Raw genomic sequence first — 19,961 nt, forward strand, 5'->3', positions numbered from 1 at the left:
AGGGGCTGCGCCCCTTCGACCCCGCTCGGTCGTCTGTCGGCTGCGGGTGAGTGGGGCTTCTCGCGCAGTTCCCCGCGCCCCTGAAGGGCCTACGGCCCTTTCGGGCCGAAAAAGCAGGGCGCAGCCCGCTTTTTCAGGGGCGCGGGGAACTGCGCGACCAGCCCCCACCGGACGGACGCCTGGGGGGCGAAGGGGCGCAGCCCCTGGGGGACGGGAAGGGTAGGGGCGGCGGGGGCGAGGAGGCGTGGGGTCAGCCTGGGCGGAGGGGCCAGGATCGGACCGTGGCGCACTCCGCGCGACGCAGCTCCGCCGGGATCGCCGCGTCATCCACCCGGCCGGGCACATACACCGGCGCCCCGGCCGCGAGCGGCAGCACCCGCACCCTCAGCTCGCCCGCCGGCAACCGGTCGAGCCCGATCTCCCACACCCGCCCCGAGAAGAACTGATCGGCGACCAGACGCTCCCCCACATACGCACGGGCCACGTCACCGGTCCAGTGCAGCCGCAGCAGGGTGCCGGGAGGCGGGTCGGCCGGCAGGGCGACGCCGTACTCCGCGGCCGCCGCGTCGAAGTACCCGTCGGCCGGAACGCTCGCGCGGCCCATGGCGCCCGTGGTGACCGGAGGCGCCTCGCCCGCGGGCCGGGCCAGGGTGACCGGCAGCACGCCCCCGGAGCCGCCGCCGTCCCCCGGCCGTACGTCGTCGTCCTCGGCGACCAGCGTGTAGCGGACGAACACCCCGTCCTCCGTCTCCTTCACCGTCGCCCCGGTCACGACCGGAGCGCGGCCCGGGGCGGGCAGGACGGCGAGCGACGGTGCGTCGGCCGCGCTGTGGATGCGTACCTCGTCGGCGTGGGCGTCGAAGACGACCCCGCCGTCCGCCGACAGGATCAGCCGCTCGGCGCCCCAGGCGGGCCCCCGGTAGGCGCCGCGGGCCGTCGCCGCGTCCAGGACCAGCAGGCCGACCCGGTGACCGTCGGCGGTGTCGACCTCCACCAGGGCGTCCGTGCCGGGGCGCAGCGCCGTGACCAGGGCGCGGTCACCGGTCGTCGTGACCTCCGCGTCCGACGGCGCGGACACGGTCGTCACGGTGCGCAGGTCGAGGGCGAGTTCGGGGGCGATGCCGTCGGTCGCGGTCAGGACCAGGATGGTCCGGCCACGGCCGTCGTCGACCGTGCAGAGGGGCTGCGCGGTGGCCCAGTCGAGCCGCAGCCCGGCCACCTCCAGCCGCAACGGCCAGCAGAAATAGGCCCCTTGGGGAATCGTGACGGGCGCGCTCGGCAACGACAGCACCGGCCCGTCCCCGGGGAACTCCACCTCGAACGAGGTGCCCGGTCGGTCCGGCAGCGGCTCGTGCGGCTGGTGGTTGTTGACGAAGAGGAAGCCCGAGCGGTCGTCGGCGCGGACCGCCCAGCGCAGGGTCTCCCGGTCGTCCTGGCCCGTCGGCAGCAGCTCGGGCAGGACGGACTCCATCGGGGCGATCAGCCCGCCGAAGTCAGCCAACAGCAGGTGCTGGAGGCGGAGTTCGTCGTAGGACGGGCGGTACTGGCCGTACTCGCCGAGGGGGGCCTGGAAGTCGTAGGTGAGGCGGGGGAGGTCGTTGGGGTAGCCGGTGGCGTGGGACTCCTGGAGGGGGGTGAGGTCGCCCGGCGGGTTGGTGCCGCCGTGGTACATGTAGTAGCCCTGCCAGACCGAACCGCAGCCGATCTTGGTGAGGCCGAGGGCGCCGACGTCGGCGGCGTCGACGCGCGGCCTCCGGTGGTACGCCACCGCCATGCCGCCGCCCAACTCGCAGGTGGCCCAGGGGAATCGGCCCGAGAGTTCCTCCGCATCGCCGCCGTACGCGGCGGTCGGACGGAGGTCCGCGCCGATGCCCTCGTCGTCCCGCTGGTGGGTGAAGAAGAAGTGCTTGCGGCAGGTGTCCGGCCAGCCGCCGTCCGCCTCGGTCCAGAAGGCGTCGGTGTAGCCGCCGTAGAGCGGCAGCAGTTCGTCCGGCGGCAGCCGCACCCCGCCCCAGGCGGTCGACGTCCACAGCGGTGCCGACAGGCCCGCCTCCTGGGCCATGCGCTTCAGGGTGAGCAGATGGTCCGGCTGGTCGTACAGCTCGTTCTCGATCTGGATCGCGACGATCGGGCCGCCCTCGGCGCGGCCCAGCCCCCGGAGCTGCTCGGCGATCGCGGCGTACCAGCGCCGTACCGGGGCGAGGTAGGCCGGGTCGTCGGTGCGCGGGGCGTCCGTGCGGGCCAGGACCCAGTCGGGCAGGCCCCCGCCCCGGACCTCGGCGTGCACCCAGGGTCCGATGCGGGGGACGAAGTCCAGGCCGTGCCGGGCGCAGAGTTCGGCGAAGCGGCGCAGGTCGCGGTCGCCGTCGAAGCGGACGCGGCCCTCGGTCTCCTCGTGGTGGATCCAGATGACGTACGCGGCGACGACCGTCACCCCGCCCGCCTTCATCTTCAGCAGTTCCTCCTCCCACTCCCCCGCCGGGTAGCGGGAGTAGTGGAACTCCCCGGAGACGGGGAACCAGGGGCGGCCGCCCCGCGTGAGCAGACGGCTGCCGACCTCGATGGGGTCGGGCACGCCGGGGGCGTCGGCGAAGGGCAGCCGGCCTCGCCGCTGCGGCTCGCCGGGCCCCCGCAGGCGCACGCGGTGCGGCCGCGCCATCAGGGCTTCACCGGGCCCAGGTCGGGCGTGTCCGTGAACTCGACGCGCGCGCTGGTGGTGGCGTTGAGCTCCAGCAGGACCAGGTCGTTGACGCCGGCGCGCAGGACGGGGCCGGGGACGTACAGGGTGCGCTGGGGGCCACGGTTCCAGTAGCGGCCGAGGTGGAAGCCGTTGATCCAGGCCTGCCCCTTGGTCCAGCCGGGCAGCGACAGGAAGGTGTCGGCGGGGGTGCCGACCTCGAAGGTGCCGTGGTGGAAGGCGGGGACGGTGACCGGGGTCGCCTCGGCCGGCGCGAAGGGGACCGTGGACAGGTCGGCCAGCGGGAGGCGGTGGGTGTCCCAGCCGAGCAGGGCGGTGCCGTTGAAGGTGACCGGGCCGAGGAGGCCCTTGGCGGCGCCGATGCGCGGGCCGTAGTTCACGCCGCCCATGTGCTCGACCAGCACGTCGAGCGTGGCGCCGGGGCGCGGCACGCGCAACGGCAGCGTCTCGTCGTGGCGTTCGCGTTCCAGTACGCCGACGGGGGCGCCGTCCACGAAGACCTGGGCGCGGTCGCCGACCCCGCCGTCGAAGTGCAGCAGACCGTCACCCGCCTCGGGGAGGGTGGTGCGGTACAGGGCGTAGCCGGAGCGCTGGCCGAACTCCTCCATGCTGAGCGGGTGTTCGCTGCGAGCCAGCGAGGTGTCGAGGGCGGTCGCGTACGGCAGCAGCGGGGCTCGGCGGTCCAGTTCCACGGTGATGCCGGAGAGTCTGGGCGCGGGCGCCGGGACCGGCTCGTCCGGGACCGGGGCGTGGCGGGCGATCACCTCGCGGAAGGCGTGGTACTTCTGGCCCGGGTCGCCGGACTCGGTGAGGGCGGCGTCGTAGTCGTAGGAGGTGACGATCGGGGCGTAGCACTGGTCGTGGTTGGCGCCGTTGGTGAAGCCGAAGTTGGTGCCGCCGTGGAACATGTAGATGTTGACGGAGGCCCCGGCCGCCAGCAGCTTGTCGAGGTCGGCGGCGGCGCTCTCCGCGTCCCGCACGTGGTGCTCCTCGCCCCAGTGGTCGAACCAGCCGATCCAGAACTCCGAGCACATCAGCGGCCCTTCGGGCATGTGGGCCCGCAGCGCCTTCAGGTTCTCGTCGATCCTGCCGCCGAAGGTGGCGGTGGACAGGACACCGGGCAGGCTCCCGGCGGCCAGGTGGTGGGCGGAGCCGGCCTGGTCACAGGTGAACAGCAGTTCCTCGACACCGCGCGACCGGAACGCCTGGTGCACGTGCTTGAGGTATGCGGAGTCGTCGCCGTACGCCCCGTACTCGTTCTCGACCTGGACGGCGATGACCGGTCCGCCGCTCGCGGCCATGTACGGCAGCAGCGGGGGCAGCAGGATGTCGAAGTAGCGGTCGAGGGCGTCGGTGAAGCGGGGGTCGCTGGAGCGCAGCCGGATGTCGGGGTCCGAGGTGAGCCAGGAGGGCAGACCGCCGCCGTCCCACTCGGCGCAGATGTACGGGCCGGGACGCAGCAGGACGTGCAGGCCCTCGGCGCGGGCGAGGCTCAGATAGCGGGGCAGGTCCAGCAGTCCGTCGAGGACGAGGTCGCTGTCGGGGTCGGGCTGGTGGAGGTTCCAGGGGACGTACGTCTCCACGGTGTTCAGGCCCATCAGCCGGGCCTTGCGCAGTCGGTCGGCCCACAGGTCGGGGTGGATGCGGAAGTAGTGCATCGCGCCGGAGATGATCCGGAACGGTTCACCGTGCAGCAGGAAACCGTCGGACGACGTGGTCAGGGCGGGCGAGCGCAAGGCTGTTTCCCTTCGGCTGGGACGTGCGGGGAGGGTGGGCGGCGACGGGGGTCCGTCAGGGACAGTGGGCAAGGGGCTGCGGGCGGCGCGCGGCGGCATTGACTGGTTTACGGTGAACCGGAGTCGGAGCGTGTGGCCCGGATCAGCCACAGGGTGGCCGCGAGGCACACGGCCGAGACCGCGCCGAGCAGCAGGGGGACCGAGCGGACGCCGGACCACTCGATGGCCTTGCCGAGCGCCGGGCCCGCCGCCACCCCGCCGATCATGGAGGCGGCGATCACGACCGCTCCGGCCCGGCGGGCCCGGGGCGCGGCCGCGTTCAGCCAGGGCAGACCGGTGGGGAAGATCGGCGCGATGAACAGGCCCACACCGGCGTAGGCGTACGGGGCGAGCGAGGGCACCGAGGCCAGCAGCAGGCAGACGGTCATACCGGCGCAGGAGACGGTGATGATCGTCTGGGCGGAGTGGCGCAGCGCGAGGGGGACGATCAGGAAACGGCCGACCGTCATCATCAGCCAGTACACGGAGGTGGCGGTCGCGGCGGCCCCGGCGCCGTATCCGACGGTCTCCAGGTGGGTGGGCTCCCAGCCGCCGACGCCGGCCTCGATGCCGACGTGCAGCACGTAGAGGGTGACGAAGACCGAGAGCACCGAGCCCAGGCTGCGGCCGAGCGCCGAGCCGTTCGCCGCCGCCGAGCCCGCAACGCCGGTCGTGGCGGTCACGGCGGAGGCCGGCTGGGGCACCTGGTCGCGTACGCCCCGCAGGCAGCACAGGAGGGGCAGGGTGACGGCGGCAAAGGCGAGGAAGAGCGCCGGGTAGTGCTCGGCGCCGACGGCGGCGATCAGGGCGGGGCCGAGGATCGCGCCGATGCCGAAGTGGGCGTTGAGGACGTTCAGCATGGCGGTCGAGCGGTGGCCGAAGCCGACGGCGAAGAGCTGGTTGAGGCCGTAGTCGATGCCGCCGAACCCCAGTCCGGCGAGCAGGGCGGCGGCCAGCCCGACGGGCCAGCTCGGGGCCAGCGCGAAGCCCGCCGCGCCGAGGGCCATCAGCAGGTAGGAGGTGCCGAGGATCCGCCGGTTGCCCATCCGCCCGTAGAGCCGGTCGAAGAGCAGCACACCGGCGACACCGCCGGTGAAGTGGGCGCTCAGCCCCAGCCCGGCGGCCGACGGCGAGAGGTCGTAGGTGTCGCGGAGGGCGGGGATGGCGGGGCCGTACAGCGCCTGCAGCACGCCGATGAGGACGAATCCGACACAGGACGCGACCACGGCGGCGGGGCTGAACACCCTTGTCTCCGGGGCCGGTCGGATGTGCTTCACCTCTTGCGCGGTAGGTGTGTCGGGCACGCGGAACTCCGCCTCTCCGTGACTGGGCCACTCGCAGTGTTACCGGTAACATCGGCGGCGTCAAGATTGCGTGCCGCCTGGCCCCGACGGAGAAGCAGGTGGTCGCCGGTCTCGGCTCTGTGCTTCCATGCCGCGGTGAAGAACGAGAGCCCGCCCGGCGAGAACGCGTCCGGCGAGAGCACATCCGGTCGGAACGCGCCCGGTGAGAACACGGCTCGGAGTGTCCGGCCTCGGGCCGGTAGCGACCTCGGGGACTGTGTCCGCGTACTCGCGGCGGTCCATGAGCGCGACGGCTATCCGGTGAACTGGCCCGACCGCCCCGAGGAGTGGCTGTCGCCGTCCTCGCTGGTCGCCGCCTGGGTGGTGGAGCAGGACGGCCGGATCGCCGGACACATCGGACTGTCCCGGAGCGACGCGTCCGACGCGGCGCCCGGACTGTGGAGCGCCCGGGCGGGGGTGGGCGTCGACGAGACCGCCGTGATCAGCCGCCTCTTCGTCGCTCCGTCGGCCCGTGGTCTGGGACTCGGGGCGACGCTCCTGGCCCGGGCGGTCTCCGAGGCGCGGGAACGCGGACTGCACCCGGTGCTCGACGTCGCGGCGTCCGACACCGCCGCGGCGGCCCTGTACGAACGGCTCGGCTGGCGGTTGCTGGCCACGGTCGAGCAGCAGTGGGGCCCCGACCAGAAGGTGGCCGTCCGCTGCTACGCGGCGGCGCCCTGATCGCGCTCGGCGGCCCACGGCACCCCGCGTCCCGCGCGGTGCGGTCGACCTGGAGCGAAGGGGCGGGCGCGCCCGGGAGCGGGTGCCGGGCGCGCCCTGCGGTGGGGCCGGTCAGCAGATGGTCTGGGCGCTGTTGACCAGGCGGTTGTTGCGGAAGGTGGTGTTCTCGCCGCAGGGGCTCTCCCTGATGGACGAGTTGGTGACCGTCAGGTTCTGGACGGTGATGTCCCGGTTGTTGGCGAACTCCGACCGTGCCGCGAGCCGGATCTCGCCACCGCCGGAGACCGTGCCGCTCTGGGCGGCCAGGTTCACGTTGTAGCAGTTCTCGATCAGGATCGCGTTGTTGCCGGTGTTGGTGAGGTTGATCCGGTCGATGACCGCGCCGCCGCTCTCGGAGACACAGAAGACGCCGCGTCCGCCGCCGCGCGCGATCACCTCGCCGACCCGGATGTTGGTCGGGTACGCGCTGCCCACCCGGCCGTTGCGGTTGGCCATGCGGAAGGCCGCGTAGCCCGTGCCGGCGCCCGCGCCGTCCGCGTCGACCTTGGTGACCGTGGCGTTGATCGTCTGGTTGAGGAGCAGCCCGGACTCGCCCACATTGCGGGCGGTCACCGTGCCCACGGTGAGCCCGTCGACGCCGTACGTCTCGACCGCGTGACTGCTCGCCCCGGACACGTACACGTTGTCGATCCGGACGTTGCGCGTCCACTGGCTGGTGTCGCCCCGGTTGTCGATCCGGACGCCGAGCCCGCGCGTCAGACGCATGTCGAGCCGGCCGAGGACGACGTTCTGAACATTGCGCAGGAAGATCCCGTACAGCGGGGTGCCGGTGAGGTTGAGGTGCTGGACCTCGATGTCACGGGTGCCCCGCGAGTAGACCGGCGCCTGGTCGCCCGAGCCGGTGCCGGTGACGTTGATCGTGCCGCACACGTCGAGCACGGTGTAGCTGGGCAGCGAGACCCGGGAGCCCGCGCCGATGGATCCGGAGCCGCGCACCACGACGCGTTCCTTCGAGGTCCGCCCGGCGGTGAGGCTGTTGACGGCGGCCTGCATCGCCGCGCGCATGTCGGTTCCGGTGTACGTGACCGTGCCGCCGCGCCGGGCGGTCCAGGTACTGCCGTTGAGCACGGCCTCCGCCTGGTACGAGCCCTCGCCGCACGCCGCGGCCGGCGCCTCGGCGGCGACGGGTGCCGCGCCCAGTTCCGGGGCGGGGCTCGCGGGGGCGGTCACCGCGGCGGCCCCGGTGAGCAGGGCGGTGGCACAGGCGGCGGTGAGGAGGGCGCGGGTGCGGATGCGTGTGGGGGTGCGACGGGAGGGGCTGGCGGTGCACGGCGTGGTGGCCGCACTGACGGGTGTAGGGGGTGTGGGGGGTGCCTCGGTCGGGGTGGGGGCTCCGGCCTCGGCGGTGCTGGTGGGGCGGGGTGCGGCTCTGCGTCCCATCTCGGCTTCTCCTGTGGGGGGTTCGGCCCGCCTGCCCCGCGCCCACCGTCCGCCGTGCCCTCCTCGTCGAACGCGTTTCGACCGAGTCGTGCCCGGTCGAGGGGCTCGGCGGGCCGATGACCTGGGGTGGCGCGGCGGGGTACGGCACCTGGCGGTACGGCGGTGTGGTGGCAGGCGATTGTCATGGCGGGCCGCGAGTGTGGCAAGCGCTTTCCACGGGCGTCAAGAGCCGGGAGGGGCCGGGTTCGTCCGGGCGGAGACGCGCAGGTGTGCGTGCCCAGCCCCGCGGCCCGGGCGTGATTCGAATGACAGGCCCTGGGCGGCTCGCCGGCTCACGTATGGTCATGAGGCGCGAAGAAGATACGAGATACGAGATATCAGGAGGCGCAATTGGCGCTGGAGCCGGTGCGGTTCGCGGTTCTGGGGTCGGTCCGCGTGGAGCGGGCAGGGGTGGAACCCGCGCCGGGGCGTCCCCAGGAGAGGGCGCTGCTGGGGCTGTTGCTGGTGCGGGCGGGGCAGCCGGTGACGGTCGGCGAGATCGTGGACGTGCTGTGGGGCAGGCGGCCGCCGGCCAGCGCGGTGAACGTGGTCCGGCGCCATGTGGGCTCGCTGCGGCGGCTGTTGGAGCCGGGGCTGCCCAACCGTGCCGCCGGACGGTGGCTGATACGGGACGCCGGCGGGTACCGGCTCCTGGTCGACGCCGACTCCCTCGACCTGCTGCGGTTCCGCCGGCTGCGGGACGAGGCGGGCCGGGTCGCCGGTGACACCGACGGGGCGGCCGTACGCGTCGTGGAACTCCTCACCGAGGCCCTGGCGTTGTGGCGGGGGCCAGCCGGGGCCGGTCTCCCCGCCGAGGTGCGGGAGCGCGCCGGGTTCCCGGCGGTCGACCGTGAACGGACCGCCGCCGTACGGGAAGCGGCCGACGCGGCGCTCCTGGCCGGCACCCCGGCCGCCGTACTGCCCCTGCTCCAGGAGGCCTCGGACGACGCACCGCTGGACGAACCCCTGCTGGCCCGGCTCGTGCGGACCCTGGCCGCCACCGGGCACGAGGCACGGGCGCTGAGCACCTACCGCGCCGCCCGCGCGAGGCTCGCCAAGGAACTGGGCATCGACCCGGGCCCGGAACTCCGCGCCGCCCACCGAGCCGTACGGCACGACACCGCGCTGTCGACCTCGGCCCCGACCCCGACGTCGATCTCAGCCTCACCCCAGCCCTCAGCGCCCCTCCCCCCACCCGCCCCGACCCCGACAGCGGCCCCCACCCCAGCCCCGACCCCGGCCCCACAGACGCCACCGACCACCATCCCCGCCCAACTCCCCCACGACCTCCCGACGTTCACCGGTCGCCGGGCCGAGCTGGACCAGGTCCTGGCGCTTCTGCCCGGCCACGACGGCAGCGGTCCCGGCACCGTCGTGATCAGCGCGATCGGGGGCATGGCCGGCATCGGGAAGACCACGCTCGCCGTGCACTGGGCCCATCGGGTCGCGGACCGTTTCCCGGACGGGCAGCTCTACGTCAACCTCAGGGGCTTCGCGCCCTCGGGCAGGGTGATGGAGGCCGGGGAAGCCGTGCGCGTCTTCCTCGACGCGCTGGGCGTACCGCCGGAACGAGTACCGCACGGCGTCGACGCCCAAGCGGCGCTGTACCGCAGCCTGTTGGCGGGCCGGCGGTTCCTGGTGCTGCTGGACAACGCGCGGGACACCGAGCAGGTGCGGCCGTTGCTGCCCGGGACGCCCGGCTGTCTGACCATCGTGACGAGTCGCGACCAGTTGTCGGGCCTGGTCGCCGCGGACGGCGCGCACACGCTGGCGCTGCGTCCGCTGGACGCCGCGCAGGCACGGTCCTTCCTCGCGCGCAGGCTGGGGGAGCGACGGCTCGCGGGCGAGGAGCGGGCGGTGGCGGAGATCTCGTCGCTCTGCGGCGGCCTGCCGCTGGCGCTGGCCTGCGTCGCGGCGCGAGCCGCCACGCACCCGGACTTCCCGCTGTCGGCGATCGCGGCGGAGCTGCGCGCGGCGCACGGCAGCCTGGACGCGTTCAGCCGCACGGACGCGGCCGCGAACGTGGGGGCGGTCTTCTCCTGGTCGCTGGGCGCCGTGTCGCCCGAGGCGGCGCTCCTCTTCCCGCTGCTCGCGCTGCATCCCGGCCCGGACTTCTCCGTGCCGGCGACGGCGTCGCTCGCCCGGCTGTCCGTACGCCGCACGCGGTCGCTCCTCGTCGAACTGGCCGGCGTCCACCTCGTGGCCGAGCCCGCGCCGGGCCGGTACGCCCTGCACGACCTGCTCCGCGCCCACGCGGCCGAACTCCTGGAGGACCAGCACCCGGAGGCCACGCGGGAGGCGGCCACGGAGCGGCTGTACGCGCACTACCTGCACACCGCGCACGCCGCCGAGCCGCTCCTCGCCCCGCACGCCGATCCGGTGCCGCCGGGCCCGCTTCCGTCCGGTGTCCACGCCGAGCCGCCGGCCGATCACGCGCAGGCGCTGGCCTGGCTGTCGGCCGAGTATCCCGTTCTGCTGGCCGTCGTCGGGGCGGCGGCCCGGTCCGGCCGCGACCGGGTGGCGTGTCTGCTCGCCTGGTCGCTGGAGCCGTTCTTCGACCGGCGGGGCCACTGGCACGACTGGGCGACCGTCCAACGGATCGCGCTCGACGCGGCGTTGCGGGTGGCCGACCCCGTGGGGGAGGCCAGGGGCCTGCGCGCGCTGGCCCGGGCCGAGAGCCGGCTCGGTCTGCACGGGTCGGCCCGGCTCCGCCTGGACCGCGCGCTGTCGCTCTTCACCGAGGCGGGCGACACCGTCGGGCGGGCCGACACCCATCGCAGTCTCGGCTGGACCCACGACCAGGAGGGGGATCTGCCCGGCGCCCTCCACCACAACCGGCTGGCCATGGAGCTCTTCCGGGACAGCGGTCACCGCGCCGCATACGCCAGTGTGCTCAACTCCGTCGGCTGGTACCACGCGCTGCTCGGCGAGCACGAGGAGGCGCTGCGCCACTGCCATCGGGCCCTGGCCCTGCTCCAGGAGCTCGGCGACCGTTACGGCGAGGCCGCGACCTGGCACACGATCGCATACGCCCACCACCACCTCGGACGCCATCCGCACGCCCTGCTCGGCTACGGCAACGCCCTCGCCCTGTACCGGGAGTTGGGCGTTCCCTACCTGGAAGCCTGCACCCTCGTCCACATCGGCGACACCCATACGGCGATGAGCGACCACGACAGCGCCGTCGAGGTACGGCAGCAGGCCCTCACCCTCCTCATCACCCTCGGCCACCCGGACGCCGAACAGGTCCGTGCCCTGCTCAGCACGAGCGAGCGGTACGCGTGACCGACGGCGCTGGACACGAACTCCCTGGCGGATCAGGGGAGTTGCTGAGGCTCGACGTACTGGGGCCGCTTCGGGTGCTCCGGGGCGGGGAGGAACTCGACCTCGGGTTCCCCCAACAGCGGGCCCTGCTCGGCCTGTTGGTCGTACGGGTGGGCCGCGTGGTGCCGTCGGGCGAGATCGTCGACGTGCTCTGGCCGCGTCGGGCGCCGGCGAGCGCGATGAACGTGGTGCGCCGGTACGCAGGTTCGCTGCGGCGACTGCTCGAACCCGGGCTGCCGCCCCGGGCCCCCGGACGGCGGCTGCTGCGGAGCGCCGGGGGCTATCGGCTGGACGCCGACGAGGACGACGTCGACCTGCTGCGTTTCCGCGCGCTCACCAAGCGGGGGAAGCGGGCCGCCGCCACGGGGCGGTCCGAGGCGGCGACACGGTACTTCGTGGAGGCGCTGGGCGAGTGGCGGGGGCCGGTGGCGAGGGGGATCCCCGCCGCCGTCCGGGAGCACGCGGTGTTCGAGGAGGTGGAGCGCGAGTTGCTCCGGACGACCAGGATGGCCGCAGACGCGGCGCTCCTGTGCGGAAGGAGCGAGCAGGTGCTGCCCCGCCTGCGCCAGGCCCTCGAACTCGACCCCCTGGACGAGTCGTTGCACGCGGCGCTGGTGATGGCCCTGGCCGCGGCGGGCCTCCAGGCGGAGGCGCTGGCCGCGTACGAGCGCGTACGACGGCTGCTGGCCGAGGAGTTGGGCGTGGCTCCGGGCACGGACCTGACCACGGCCCACACCAAGGTGCTCCGCCAGGAGTGGACTCCGCCACGACCGCCCGCACCTCTCGCACCGCCCTCGGCGCCCTCGACGACTTCGGTGACCTCCACGACCTCAGCGACTTCGGTGACCTCCACGACCCCAACGACCTCCACGACCTCGGCGGCGTCACCGCCTGGATCGAGGGTGGCCGTCACGCCCTCGCCCCGGCCCTTCCCCCAACTGCCGCCATCCCCAACGGTTTTCGTGGGAAGACGCAGTGAACTCCGGCGTCTGGCGGAGGTCACGGACGCGGTCGGCGCGGGCACCGGCGCACCGCCGACCACCGTGCTGATCAGCGGGATGCCCGGGATCGGCAAGACGTCCCTGGCGGTGCGCTGGGCGCACGCGGTCGCCGGACGGTTCCCCGACGGGCGACTCCACGTCGGGCTGAGGGGGTTCGACCCGACGGAAGACCCCCTGGAGCCGGACGCGGCACTGCGCACGCTCCTCACCGCGCTGGGGGTGCCACCCGCACGCCAGCCGGGCCGCACGGACTCGCTCGCCGGCCTGTACCGGAGTCTGCTGGTGGGCCGACGGCTGCTGGTGGTGCTGGACGACGCGGCCGACACCGAGCAGGTACGTCCGCTGCTGCCCGCGTCGCCCGGCTCCCTGACCCTGGTCACCAGCCGCAACAGCCTGTCGGCCCTCATCGCGTCGGGCGCCCACCCGCTGCGCCTGGACCTACCGCCGACGACGGACGCCCGGGCCACGCTGACGGCCCACCTCGACCACCTGGCCCACACGATGGTCGCCACCGACGCGGTCGACGCGGCCCACACAGCCGAGGCGCTCGGCACACGCGACACGCTCGACGAGATCGTCAGCCGGTGTGGGCGGCTGCCGTCGGCGCTGGCCATCATCGCGGCCCGTGCCGCGCAGCAGCCCTCCCGCCCCCTCGCGGCCCTCGCGGCCCTCGCGGCCCTCGCCGCCGAGCTACGGCACTCCCCGCGCGCGCTCGACGCGTTCGCCACACCCGGAGGCGTACCCGACCTCCGCGCCGTCCTCACCCGCTCCTACCGTCGCCTCGCGCCGGAGCACGCCCGGCTGTTCCGTCTGCTGTCCCTGCACCCCGGCCCCGACCTGGACGCCGAGACGGCCGCGGCCCTGGCCGGACTCCCCCTCCGACGGGCCCGGCAGGCGCTCGACGCCCTCGCCGACGCACATCTCGTCACGGAGCACACGCCCGGCCGCTACGCCCAGCACCAGCTACTGCGCGCCCTCGCCGCCGAGTTGACTGTGCGGCTCGGCCCGGGCGGCGACGGCCGAGACCGCGCAGATCCGTACGGGTACGGGCCGGGCGGCGGGGCGTAGAGCCGATGTCCCCCGGCGAAGGTCAGCCGCTCACTGCCCGCAGGGCCCCCGGCCTGCGGCCGTTGAGACGGTCCAGCGCGGTGGCCGTGGCCTGGTCGGCCGGTAGGTGCACCACCAGGCGACGGCCCTCGTCGGCAAGCACGAGCGTCTCGAACGACAGACGCAGGCGACCTGCCTCGGGATGCTCGACCACCTCGAGCCCGAAACGGGAGGGCGGGGCCGGAACAGCGGCGAGACGGTCACTGAACGACGCCCCCGCCGCCGTCAACTCGTCCGCCAGGACGGCGACATGAGGGTCGTACAGCGAGGACTCGTTGCGCAGATGGGCGACCTGCTCGTCGGCCACCCGGTCCCAGCCGGGAAACACGGCACGGGACCGGTCGTCGGCGAACAGGTACCGCATCATGTTGGGAGGGTCCCCGTCGAGCAGGCCGAGGGGACGGGCATACCGCTCGTAGCCCTGTGTCCAGGCCACGATGTCTCCCATCCGGTTGAGCAGGACGGCCGGCGCGGGCTCCAGACTCTCCAGAAGTGCCCGCAGGGTGGGGCGCACCGTGCGCTCCGGCGGTGCGGTGACCGATTTGCACAAGTCCTTGTCCTCGCCGTGTTCCCTGAGCAACCGGTGCAACAGCACACGGTCCGCCGTCGACAGCTGGAGGATCTCGCCGAGGGCGGCGAGGACCTTGGGCGAGGGGTTGCGGTCCCGCCCTTGTTCGAGCCGGGTGAGGTACTCGACGCTGATGCCGGCGAGGGTGGCGAGCTCGGCGCGGCGCAGCCCCGGCGTGCGACGGCGAAAACCTGCGGGCAGGCCCGCCTCGGCCGGGGTGAGGGCTTCACGGCGGGTCCGCAGGAAGGTGCCCAACTCGTTGTCGTTCACCTCTCGAACGTACAACGTGCCCCGGCGCGAAGGGTGGCCCTGCCACTACCACCCTTCGGCCGGTCTCCCCTGCCCCGCCGCAGGGCCCGCACGATGAGGGCATGAGCAACGACACCTCTGCGAACACCACTGTCACGTCCGTCGCCGCACTGCCCCTCGCTCCCGGCGCGTGGGAACTCGACCCCCACCACTCATCGGTCGACTTCACCGTCCGCCACCTCGGGATCAGCAAGGTCCGCGGCCGCTTCACCGAGTTCACGGCCGGGCTGTACGTCGGTGAGACCCTCGACGACGTGCGGGTGACCTCCGAGATCGCCCTGGCCTCCATCGACACCGGGAACGCCGACCGCGACGCGCACACCCGCTCGGCCGAGCTGCTCGATGTGGAGAAGCGTCCGACGATGACGTTCCGATCGACGCGGATCTCCGGGGACGGTGAGGACTGGACGTTGGCGGGAGACCTGACCATCGGGGACGTGACCCGCCCGGTCGTGCTCGCTGTCGAGTTCGGCGGAGTGGTGGACTCCCCGCTGGATCACCGGGAGCACGCCGGGTTCGAGGCGACGGGCGAGATCCGGCGCGGCGACTTCGGGTTGACCTTCTTCCCCGGGCTCCTGGGTGAGGTCATCAAGATTCGCCTGGACATGCAGTTCGCCGGAGCGCGGACCCAGGACGCCTGACCGAGCGACGAGCGACGCACCCACCACATACGACTTCGACGAGGGACCGACGACCTCGGGCCCCACGTCGGGAGGAGGACCTCTCATGAGCAGTGCCCTTGTACGCAATCCGGGCGACGGCACCACCTTCAGCTACCACGGGAACGTGGTCGAACAGGTGGTGAGCAACGCCGAGTCGAGCGGATTGATCAGCGTCACGCGTCAGCTCGCGCGCCCCGACCATGCGCCGCCCCTGCATACCCACAGCCTGGAGGACGAGAGCTGGATCGTCCTGTCCGGCCGCGTCCGGTTCTGGGTCGGATCGACCTCGTTCGACGAGTGCGAGGTGTACGAGGCCGAGCCCGGCGCCTTCGTCTGGGGGCCCCGGTCAGTCCCCCACAGCTACCAGGCCATCACGTCGACCGCGGAACTCCTCGTCATGTGCAACCCCGGAGCCATCGAAGGCTACTTCCACGAGGCCGGAGCCACCGACTCACGCAGCGACGCCCCGCACAGCCTCATGGAGGAGTACGGCTTCGTGATCCACGGCAACCCGCCCCCCGTCCCCCGGACGTACTGATCACCAGTGTCCTCGACGCCCGGAGATACGACCATGCCCGCCAGGGAGCCCGTCCATGTCGCCTGACCAACCGATGATGCGCGCCGTCCGGTACGACCGTTACGGAGGCCCAGAAGTGCTCTCCGTCGGCGCGGTTCCGCGTCCGTCCCCCGGGCCGGGCCAGGTGCTCGTCCGGGTCCACGCGTCCAGCGTCAACCCGATCGACGTGAAGATCCGCTCCGGCGGGATGCGTCTGGTCACCGGGCGACGCTTTCCCAAACGCACCGGAGGCGACTTCGCCGGGGAGGTGGTCGCACTCGGCGGCAAGGTCACCGACGTCACGGTGGGCGAACACGTGTGGGGCATCCTCAGCGACGTCTCCGGACGGACGGGCGCGGCCGGCGAATACGTCCTGGCCAAGCCCCAGGCCATCAGCACCGCCCCCAGCGGCACGGACCTGGTGTCAGCCGCCGCCCTGCCCGCGGTCGGCATCACCGCGCTGCAAGCCCTGCGGGACACCCTGCGCCTGCGCTCCGGCCAACGGCTGCTCGTGGTCGGCGCGAGCGGCGGCGTCGGCAGTGCGGCGGTCCAGCTGGCCCACGCCTGGGGCGCCCACGTCACCACCGTCGCCGGCGCCGCCAACACCTCGTTCTGCCGCGAACTCGGCGCCGACGTGGCCCTCGACTACGCCACCACCCCACCGAACGCCCTCAAGAGGCAGTTCGACGCCATCCTCGACTGCCACGGCTCCGCTGTCCGCGACTACCGACGCGCTCTCCGCCCCGGCGGTCGCATCGCCTCGCCCTCCGCCGGCGCCATACCCTTCGCCCTGCTCTCCACCGTCCTGCCCGGTCCGCGCGTACGCCTGCTCATGGCCGGCCCCCGACGCGCGGACCTGAAGACCCTCGCCGATCACGTCGACAGGAAGGAGCTGCGTCCGGTGGTCGAGCGCGTGTATCCCCTGGACGAGATCCAGGACGCCCACCGAGCCACCGAAACCGGCCACGCCCGCGGCAAGCGCGTCATCCGCCTCGTCTAGCGGAGCCCCCAGCGAGGCACGCCCGCACCTGGCCGTGTGCCGCCCGCCATCACTTCACGGTCACTCTTTTTTCACATCTCCCTTCCTAGGCTCCGAGTGCAGTGCTCGCACGACGCGCTTGATCGGTGCGCTCGAACGGCCTTGGAGGTAACGACAGATGACCACGTCCGACATCGGCACCCTCGCGCCGGCGGGTCTCCGCATCGCCGTCCTCGGCGGGAGACCCTCCGAGTTACCCGGCGAGGGGCGGCCGGGCGTCGGGGCGCACCGACTGACCGCGCGGGCCGGGGGCACGTACCTGTTCGTGGGGGTGCGCGGGGCCCGCCGTCCGTCCGCCGAGCGGATCCCGGACCTCTCGCTCCAGCCGGGGGACATCTGCTTCTACGACGCCGGCCGTCCGCCGTCACTGGACTTCCCCGAGCACTGCCGCCTCAAGGTCTTCCTGGTCCCGGCCGACGAACTGGGGCTGGAGGACGGCGGCGACGACCTGCGGCGCGTGGTCGCGCACCCGGTCGCCCGGTCCTCCCGGCTGGGGACCCTGCTGTCGCCGTTCCTGGCCGAACTGGCCGACACGGCGGTCTCGGCGATCTCCGCCGAGCCGCCGGTCGGCGAGATGCTCGCCCGTAACGCCGTGAACCTGTTGGCCACGCTCGCGGCGGAGCAGCTGGGGCGGGCCAGGGCCGACGGTGCCCCGGGCGCCGGCCCCGCGGACGGGCCGGTCGGCCGTACGCCGCTGATGGCACGTGTCCTGGGGTTCATCGACGAGCATCTGGCCGACGCGGACCTGTCGCCGGAGGTGATCGCGGGTGCCCACCACATCTCGGTGCGGTATCTGCACCGGCTGTTCCAGGACGAGGGAATGTCCGTGGGCCGCTGGGTCCAACGCCGCCGACTGGAGGAGTGCCGCCGCGACCTGGTCCTCGGCGTCCGCAACCGGCGCACCATCGCCTCGGTCGCCGGCCGCTGGGGCTTCCTCAGCGCGACGCACTTCAGCCGGGTGTTCCGGGCGGCGTACGGCATGTCCCCGAGCGAGTGGCGGGACGCTGCGGCGAGCCAGGCCCCGACGGGCGTCCGACGCACACCGGTCCACGTCCGCTAGGGCCTGTCGTGCGCTCCGGGACCGACCTCGGTGCGCTGGTGGGCCATCGCACGTCCGGCTCCGGGCCTAGCGTCTGGCCGTGGCGTCGCCCCGCGCGGCGCACCGCACCGAGCGCCGCCGGCGTGACCCGCCGATCCGGGCGCCGCTCGCACGGCATCTCGAAGCGAGAGCCGCCCGCACCACATCACGACCCCTCGGGAGAACCACATGTCCGACACCTCCGAGCCGACCCGCCCGGTCCTGGAACCGGCGGCCGCCGCCTTCGCCGAGGCCACCGCCAACCCGCCCTTCCTCTTCGAACTGCCGCCCGCCGAGGGCCGCAAGGCGGTCGACGAGGTGCAGTCCGGCGAGATCGCGATGCCGGAGACCGACGAGGAGTGGATCACCGTCTCCGGCGGTCCGACAGGCAGCGTCCGGGCGCGCCTCGTCCGGCCCGCAGGCGCCGAGGGCGTGCTGCCCGTGATCCTCTACATCCACGGCGCGGGCTGGGTCTTCGGCAACGCGCACACCCACGACCGGCTGGTGCGCGAACTCGCCGTCGGCGCGCGGGCCGCCGTGGTCTTCCCCGAGTACGACCTCTCCCCCGAGGCTCGCTACCCGGTCGCCATCGAGCAGAACTACGCGGTGGCGAAGTGGGTCGTCGAGCAGGGCGCGTCCAAGGACCTGGACGGGACCCGGCTGGCGGTCGCCGGTGACTCGGTCGGCGGCAACATGACCGCCGCGCTGACGCTGATGGCCAAGGAGCGCGGTGACGTCCCGCTGGTCCAGCAGGTGCTGTTCTACCCGGTGACGGACGCGAGCTTCGACACCGGCTCGTACCACCAGTTCGCGACGGGCTACTTCCTGCGCCGCGACGGCATGCAGTGGTTCTGGGACCAGTACACGACCGACGAGGCCGAGCGCGCCCGGATCACCGCCTCCCCGCTGCGGGCGAGCGTCGAGCAGCTCAAGGACCTGCCCCCGGCCCTGGTCGTCACCGGCGAGGCCGACGTGCTGCGCGACGAGGGCGAGGCGTACGCGAACAAGCTGCGCGAGGCCGGTGTGGCGGTGACCGCCGTGCGCTTCCAGGGCATCATCCACGACTTCGTCATGCTGAACGCCCTGCGCGAGACCCACGCCGCCGAGGCCGCGATCACCCTGGCCACGACCACCTTGCGCACGGCCCTGCACGGCAACTGACGCCGCACGGAACACGCACACCGCACAGCGACAGACGCAGTGACAGACGCTGCCACAGGCACCGCGACCGTCACCGCACAGCCACGGTCGTCCGGCCCGGCGCCGGTCGGCCCACAGAACGGAGAGAACCGCACCATGTCCCCCACCCCCACCGTCCTCCTCGTGCACGGCGCCTTCGCCGACGCGTCCAGCTGGGCCGGCGTCGTCGAGGAGCTGCGCGGCCAGGGCATCCCCGTCCGCGCGCTGCCGAACCCGCTGCGCGGTCTGGCCTCCGACGCCTCGTACGTCGCGTCCGCGGCGGCCCAGACCGACGGCCCGGTCGTCCTCGTGGGCCACTCCTACGGCGGCGCGATCATCACCGTGGCGGGTGCCGCCGAGAACGTCGTCGGCCTGGTCTACGTCGCCGCGTACGTCCCCGAACAGGGCGAGAGCCTGGGCGAGTTGCAGGGCCGCTACCCGCTGGCCCCGCTGATCGCCAACCTCGACGAGCGGACGTACCCCGTCGAGGGCGCGGACCCCGCCGTTGAGGTCACCATCAAGCCGGAGGCCTTCCCCGGCATCTTCGCCGCGGACGTCCCGGCCGAGGTCACCGAGATCCTCGCCGTCTCCCAACGCCCGCTCGCCGTATCCGTGTTCACGGAGACGGCGGCCACCGCCGCCTGGCAGACCAAGCCCTCCTGGGCGGTCGTCGCCGACGCGGACCAGGCCATCAACCCCGACGTCCAGCGCTTCGGCGCGAAGCGCGCCGGCGCCACCGTCACCGAACTCGAGGGCGCCTCCCACGCCGTGGCGGTCTCCCGCCCCAAGGAGATCGCGACGGTGATCCAGGAGGCGGTACGCGCCACCGCCTGATCACCCCACACATCACCGCCTGTCCGGCATACGGGCCACCGCCCGGCCGTCGGACGAACGAGGGCCCGCCCCGCACGGGAGGCGGGCCCTCGGCCGATGAGGGGCACAGCCGCACGCTCGCCGTGGCGTCGCCGGAGTGAAACCCATACCCCCGCACGCCCCCATGAATACGCCGTGCGCCCCAGGAAACGGGTAGTTCCCGCCAAACCCCTCGCCTGACGGCCGACACGCTGCCACTCTGTTGCCGTCGGCACGGGGAGCGGGGGGACCGGTCCTGGCACCGGCATCGGGGGAACGCATGTCTTCACCACGCACGGGGTCAACTACG

14 protein-coding genes are annotated in these 19,961 nt (G+C 73.4%); 9 read left to right on the forward strand and 5 right to left on the reverse strand.

Annotated features, from left to right (window positions below; translation table 11 throughout):
* Positions 1-250: 250 nt before the first annotated feature.
* The 3 genes from HW837_RS09735 to HW837_RS09745 all read right to left on the reverse strand — a co-directional run bounded on the left by HW837_RS09735 (position 251) and on the right by HW837_RS09745 (position 5,777).
* Complete coding sequence (locus tag HW837_RS09735) at positions 251-2,659, reverse strand: beta-galactosidase (protein ID WP_193380740.1); 2,409 nt, start codon at positions 2,657-2,659, stop codon at positions 251-253.
* Positions 2,659-4,434: a glycoside hydrolase family 35 protein gene (locus tag HW837_RS09740; protein ID WP_193380739.1), complete on the reverse strand. Its 1,776-nt coding sequence runs from the start codon at positions 4,432-4,434 to the stop codon at positions 2,659-2,661. The genes HW837_RS09735 and HW837_RS09740 overlap by 1 nt, the downstream gene beginning before the upstream one ends.
* 107 nt (positions 4,435-4,541) lie before the next feature.
* Positions 4,542-5,777 (reverse strand): MFS transporter, encoded by a 1,236-nt coding sequence (locus tag HW837_RS09745; RefSeq protein ID WP_177261828.1) that lies wholly within the window; start codon positions 5,775-5,777, stop codon positions 4,542-4,544.
* Between the two features lie 135 nt (positions 5,778-5,912).
* Here HW837_RS09745 and HW837_RS09750 point away from each other — a divergent pair, with 135 nt between their 5' ends.
* The gene (locus tag HW837_RS09750; RefSeq protein ID WP_107073767.1) at positions 5,913-6,497 is read left to right on the forward strand and encodes a GNAT family N-acetyltransferase; all 585 of its coding nucleotides are present in this window, start codon (positions 5,913-5,915) and stop codon (positions 6,495-6,497) included.
* Between the two features lie 111 nt (positions 6,498-6,608).
* On the opposite strand, the gene HW837_RS09755 is transcribed toward HW837_RS09750, so the two are convergent.
* Positions 6,609-7,937, reverse strand: coding sequence for a hypothetical protein (locus HW837_RS09755; protein ID WP_196788989.1), 1,329 nt, complete (start codon positions 7,935-7,937; stop codon positions 6,609-6,611).
* A gap of 390 nt (positions 7,938-8,327) precedes the next feature.
* Between HW837_RS09755 and HW837_RS09760 the strand changes: the two genes are divergently transcribed.
* Together HW837_RS09760 and HW837_RS09765 are read left to right on the forward strand one after the other, a co-directional pair.
* On the forward strand, positions 8,328-11,261 hold the full coding sequence (locus HW837_RS09760; RefSeq protein WP_193380738.1) for an AfsR/SARP family transcriptional regulator: 2,934 nt from the start codon (positions 8,328-8,330) through the stop codon (positions 11,259-11,261).
* On the forward strand, positions 11,258-13,369 hold the full coding sequence (locus HW837_RS09765) for an AfsR/SARP family transcriptional regulator (RefSeq protein ID WP_313895504.1): 2,112 nt from the start codon (positions 11,258-11,260) through the stop codon (positions 13,367-13,369). Before HW837_RS09760 ends, HW837_RS09765 begins: the two co-directional genes overlap by 4 nt.
* A 22-nt stretch (positions 13,370-13,391) precedes the next feature.
* Here the strand turns inward: HW837_RS09765 and HW837_RS09770 are convergent, their stop codons facing one another.
* Positions 13,392-14,246: a helix-turn-helix domain-containing protein gene (locus HW837_RS09770; protein ID WP_193380737.1), complete on the reverse strand. Its 855-nt coding sequence runs from the start codon at positions 14,244-14,246 to the stop codon at positions 13,392-13,394.
* Positions 14,247-14,347: 101 nt separating this feature from the next.
* Here HW837_RS09770 and HW837_RS09775 point away from each other — a divergent pair, with 101 nt between their 5' ends.
* From HW837_RS09775 to HW837_RS09800, 6 genes are all read left to right on the forward strand, one after another.
* Complete coding sequence (locus tag HW837_RS09775; RefSeq protein WP_193380736.1) at positions 14,348-14,926, forward strand: YceI family protein; 579 nt, start codon at positions 14,348-14,350, stop codon at positions 14,924-14,926.
* An 85-nt stretch (positions 14,927-15,011) separates the two neighbouring features.
* Positions 15,012-15,485, forward strand: a complete 474-nt coding sequence (locus HW837_RS09780) for a cupin domain-containing protein (RefSeq protein ID WP_193380735.1) — start codon at positions 15,012-15,014, stop codon at positions 15,483-15,485.
* A gap of 55 nt (positions 15,486-15,540) precedes the next feature.
* On the forward strand, positions 15,541-16,503 hold the full coding sequence (locus tag HW837_RS09785) for an NAD(P)-dependent alcohol dehydrogenase (RefSeq protein ID WP_234442659.1): 963 nt from the start codon (positions 15,541-15,543) through the stop codon (positions 16,501-16,503).
* Positions 16,504-16,660: 157 nt separating this feature from the next.
* Positions 16,661-17,602: a helix-turn-helix domain-containing protein gene (locus HW837_RS09790; RefSeq protein WP_045559839.1), complete on the forward strand. Its 942-nt coding sequence runs from the start codon at positions 16,661-16,663 to the stop codon at positions 17,600-17,602.
* 207 nt (positions 17,603-17,809) lie between these two features.
* Positions 17,810-18,781, forward strand: coding sequence for an alpha/beta hydrolase (locus HW837_RS09795; RefSeq protein WP_045559840.1), 972 nt, complete (start codon positions 17,810-17,812; stop codon positions 18,779-18,781).
* A gap of 135 nt (positions 18,782-18,916) precedes the next feature.
* The gene (locus HW837_RS09800) at positions 18,917-19,633 is read left to right on the forward strand and encodes an alpha/beta fold hydrolase (protein WP_045559841.1); all 717 of its coding nucleotides are present in this window, start codon (positions 18,917-18,919) and stop codon (positions 19,631-19,633) included.
* The last annotated feature ends 328 nt before the right edge of the window (positions 19,634-19,961 follow it).

It is taken from the genome of Streptomyces caniscabiei, assembly GCF_014930365.1.
Classification (GTDB): domain Bacteria; phylum Actinomycetota; class Actinomycetes; order Streptomycetales; family Streptomycetaceae; genus Streptomyces; species Streptomyces caniscabiei.

What these genes read in the sequence shown, in the direction of transcription:
- HW837_RS09735 (WP_193380740.1), bottom strand. Translation starts at nt 2,659, where the DNA reads ATGGCGCGGCCGCACCGCGTGCGCCTGCGGGGGCCCGGCGAGCCGCAG.
- HW837_RS09755 (WP_196788989.1), bottom strand. Translation starts at nt 7,937, where the DNA reads ATGGGACGCAGAGCCGCACCCCGCCCCACCAGCACCGCCGAGGCCGGA.
- HW837_RS09775 (WP_193380736.1), top strand. Translation starts at nt 14,348, where the DNA reads ATGAGCAACGACACCTCTGCGAACACCACTGTCACGTCCGTCGCCGCA.
- HW837_RS09780 (WP_193380735.1), top strand. Translation starts at nt 15,012, where the DNA reads ATGAGCAGTGCCCTTGTACGCAATCCGGGCGACGGCACCACCTTCAGC.
- HW837_RS09785 (WP_234442659.1), top strand. Translation starts at nt 15,541, where the DNA reads ATGTCGCCTGACCAACCGATGATGCGCGCCGTCCGGTACGACCGTTAC.
- HW837_RS09790 (WP_045559839.1), top strand. Translation starts at nt 16,661, where the DNA reads ATGACCACGTCCGACATCGGCACCCTCGCGCCGGCGGGTCTCCGCATC.
- HW837_RS09795 (WP_045559840.1), top strand. Translation starts at nt 17,810, where the DNA reads ATGTCCGACACCTCCGAGCCGACCCGCCCGGTCCTGGAACCGGCGGCC.
- HW837_RS09800 (WP_045559841.1), top strand. Translation starts at nt 18,917, where the DNA reads ATGTCCCCCACCCCCACCGTCCTCCTCGTGCACGGCGCCTTCGCCGAC.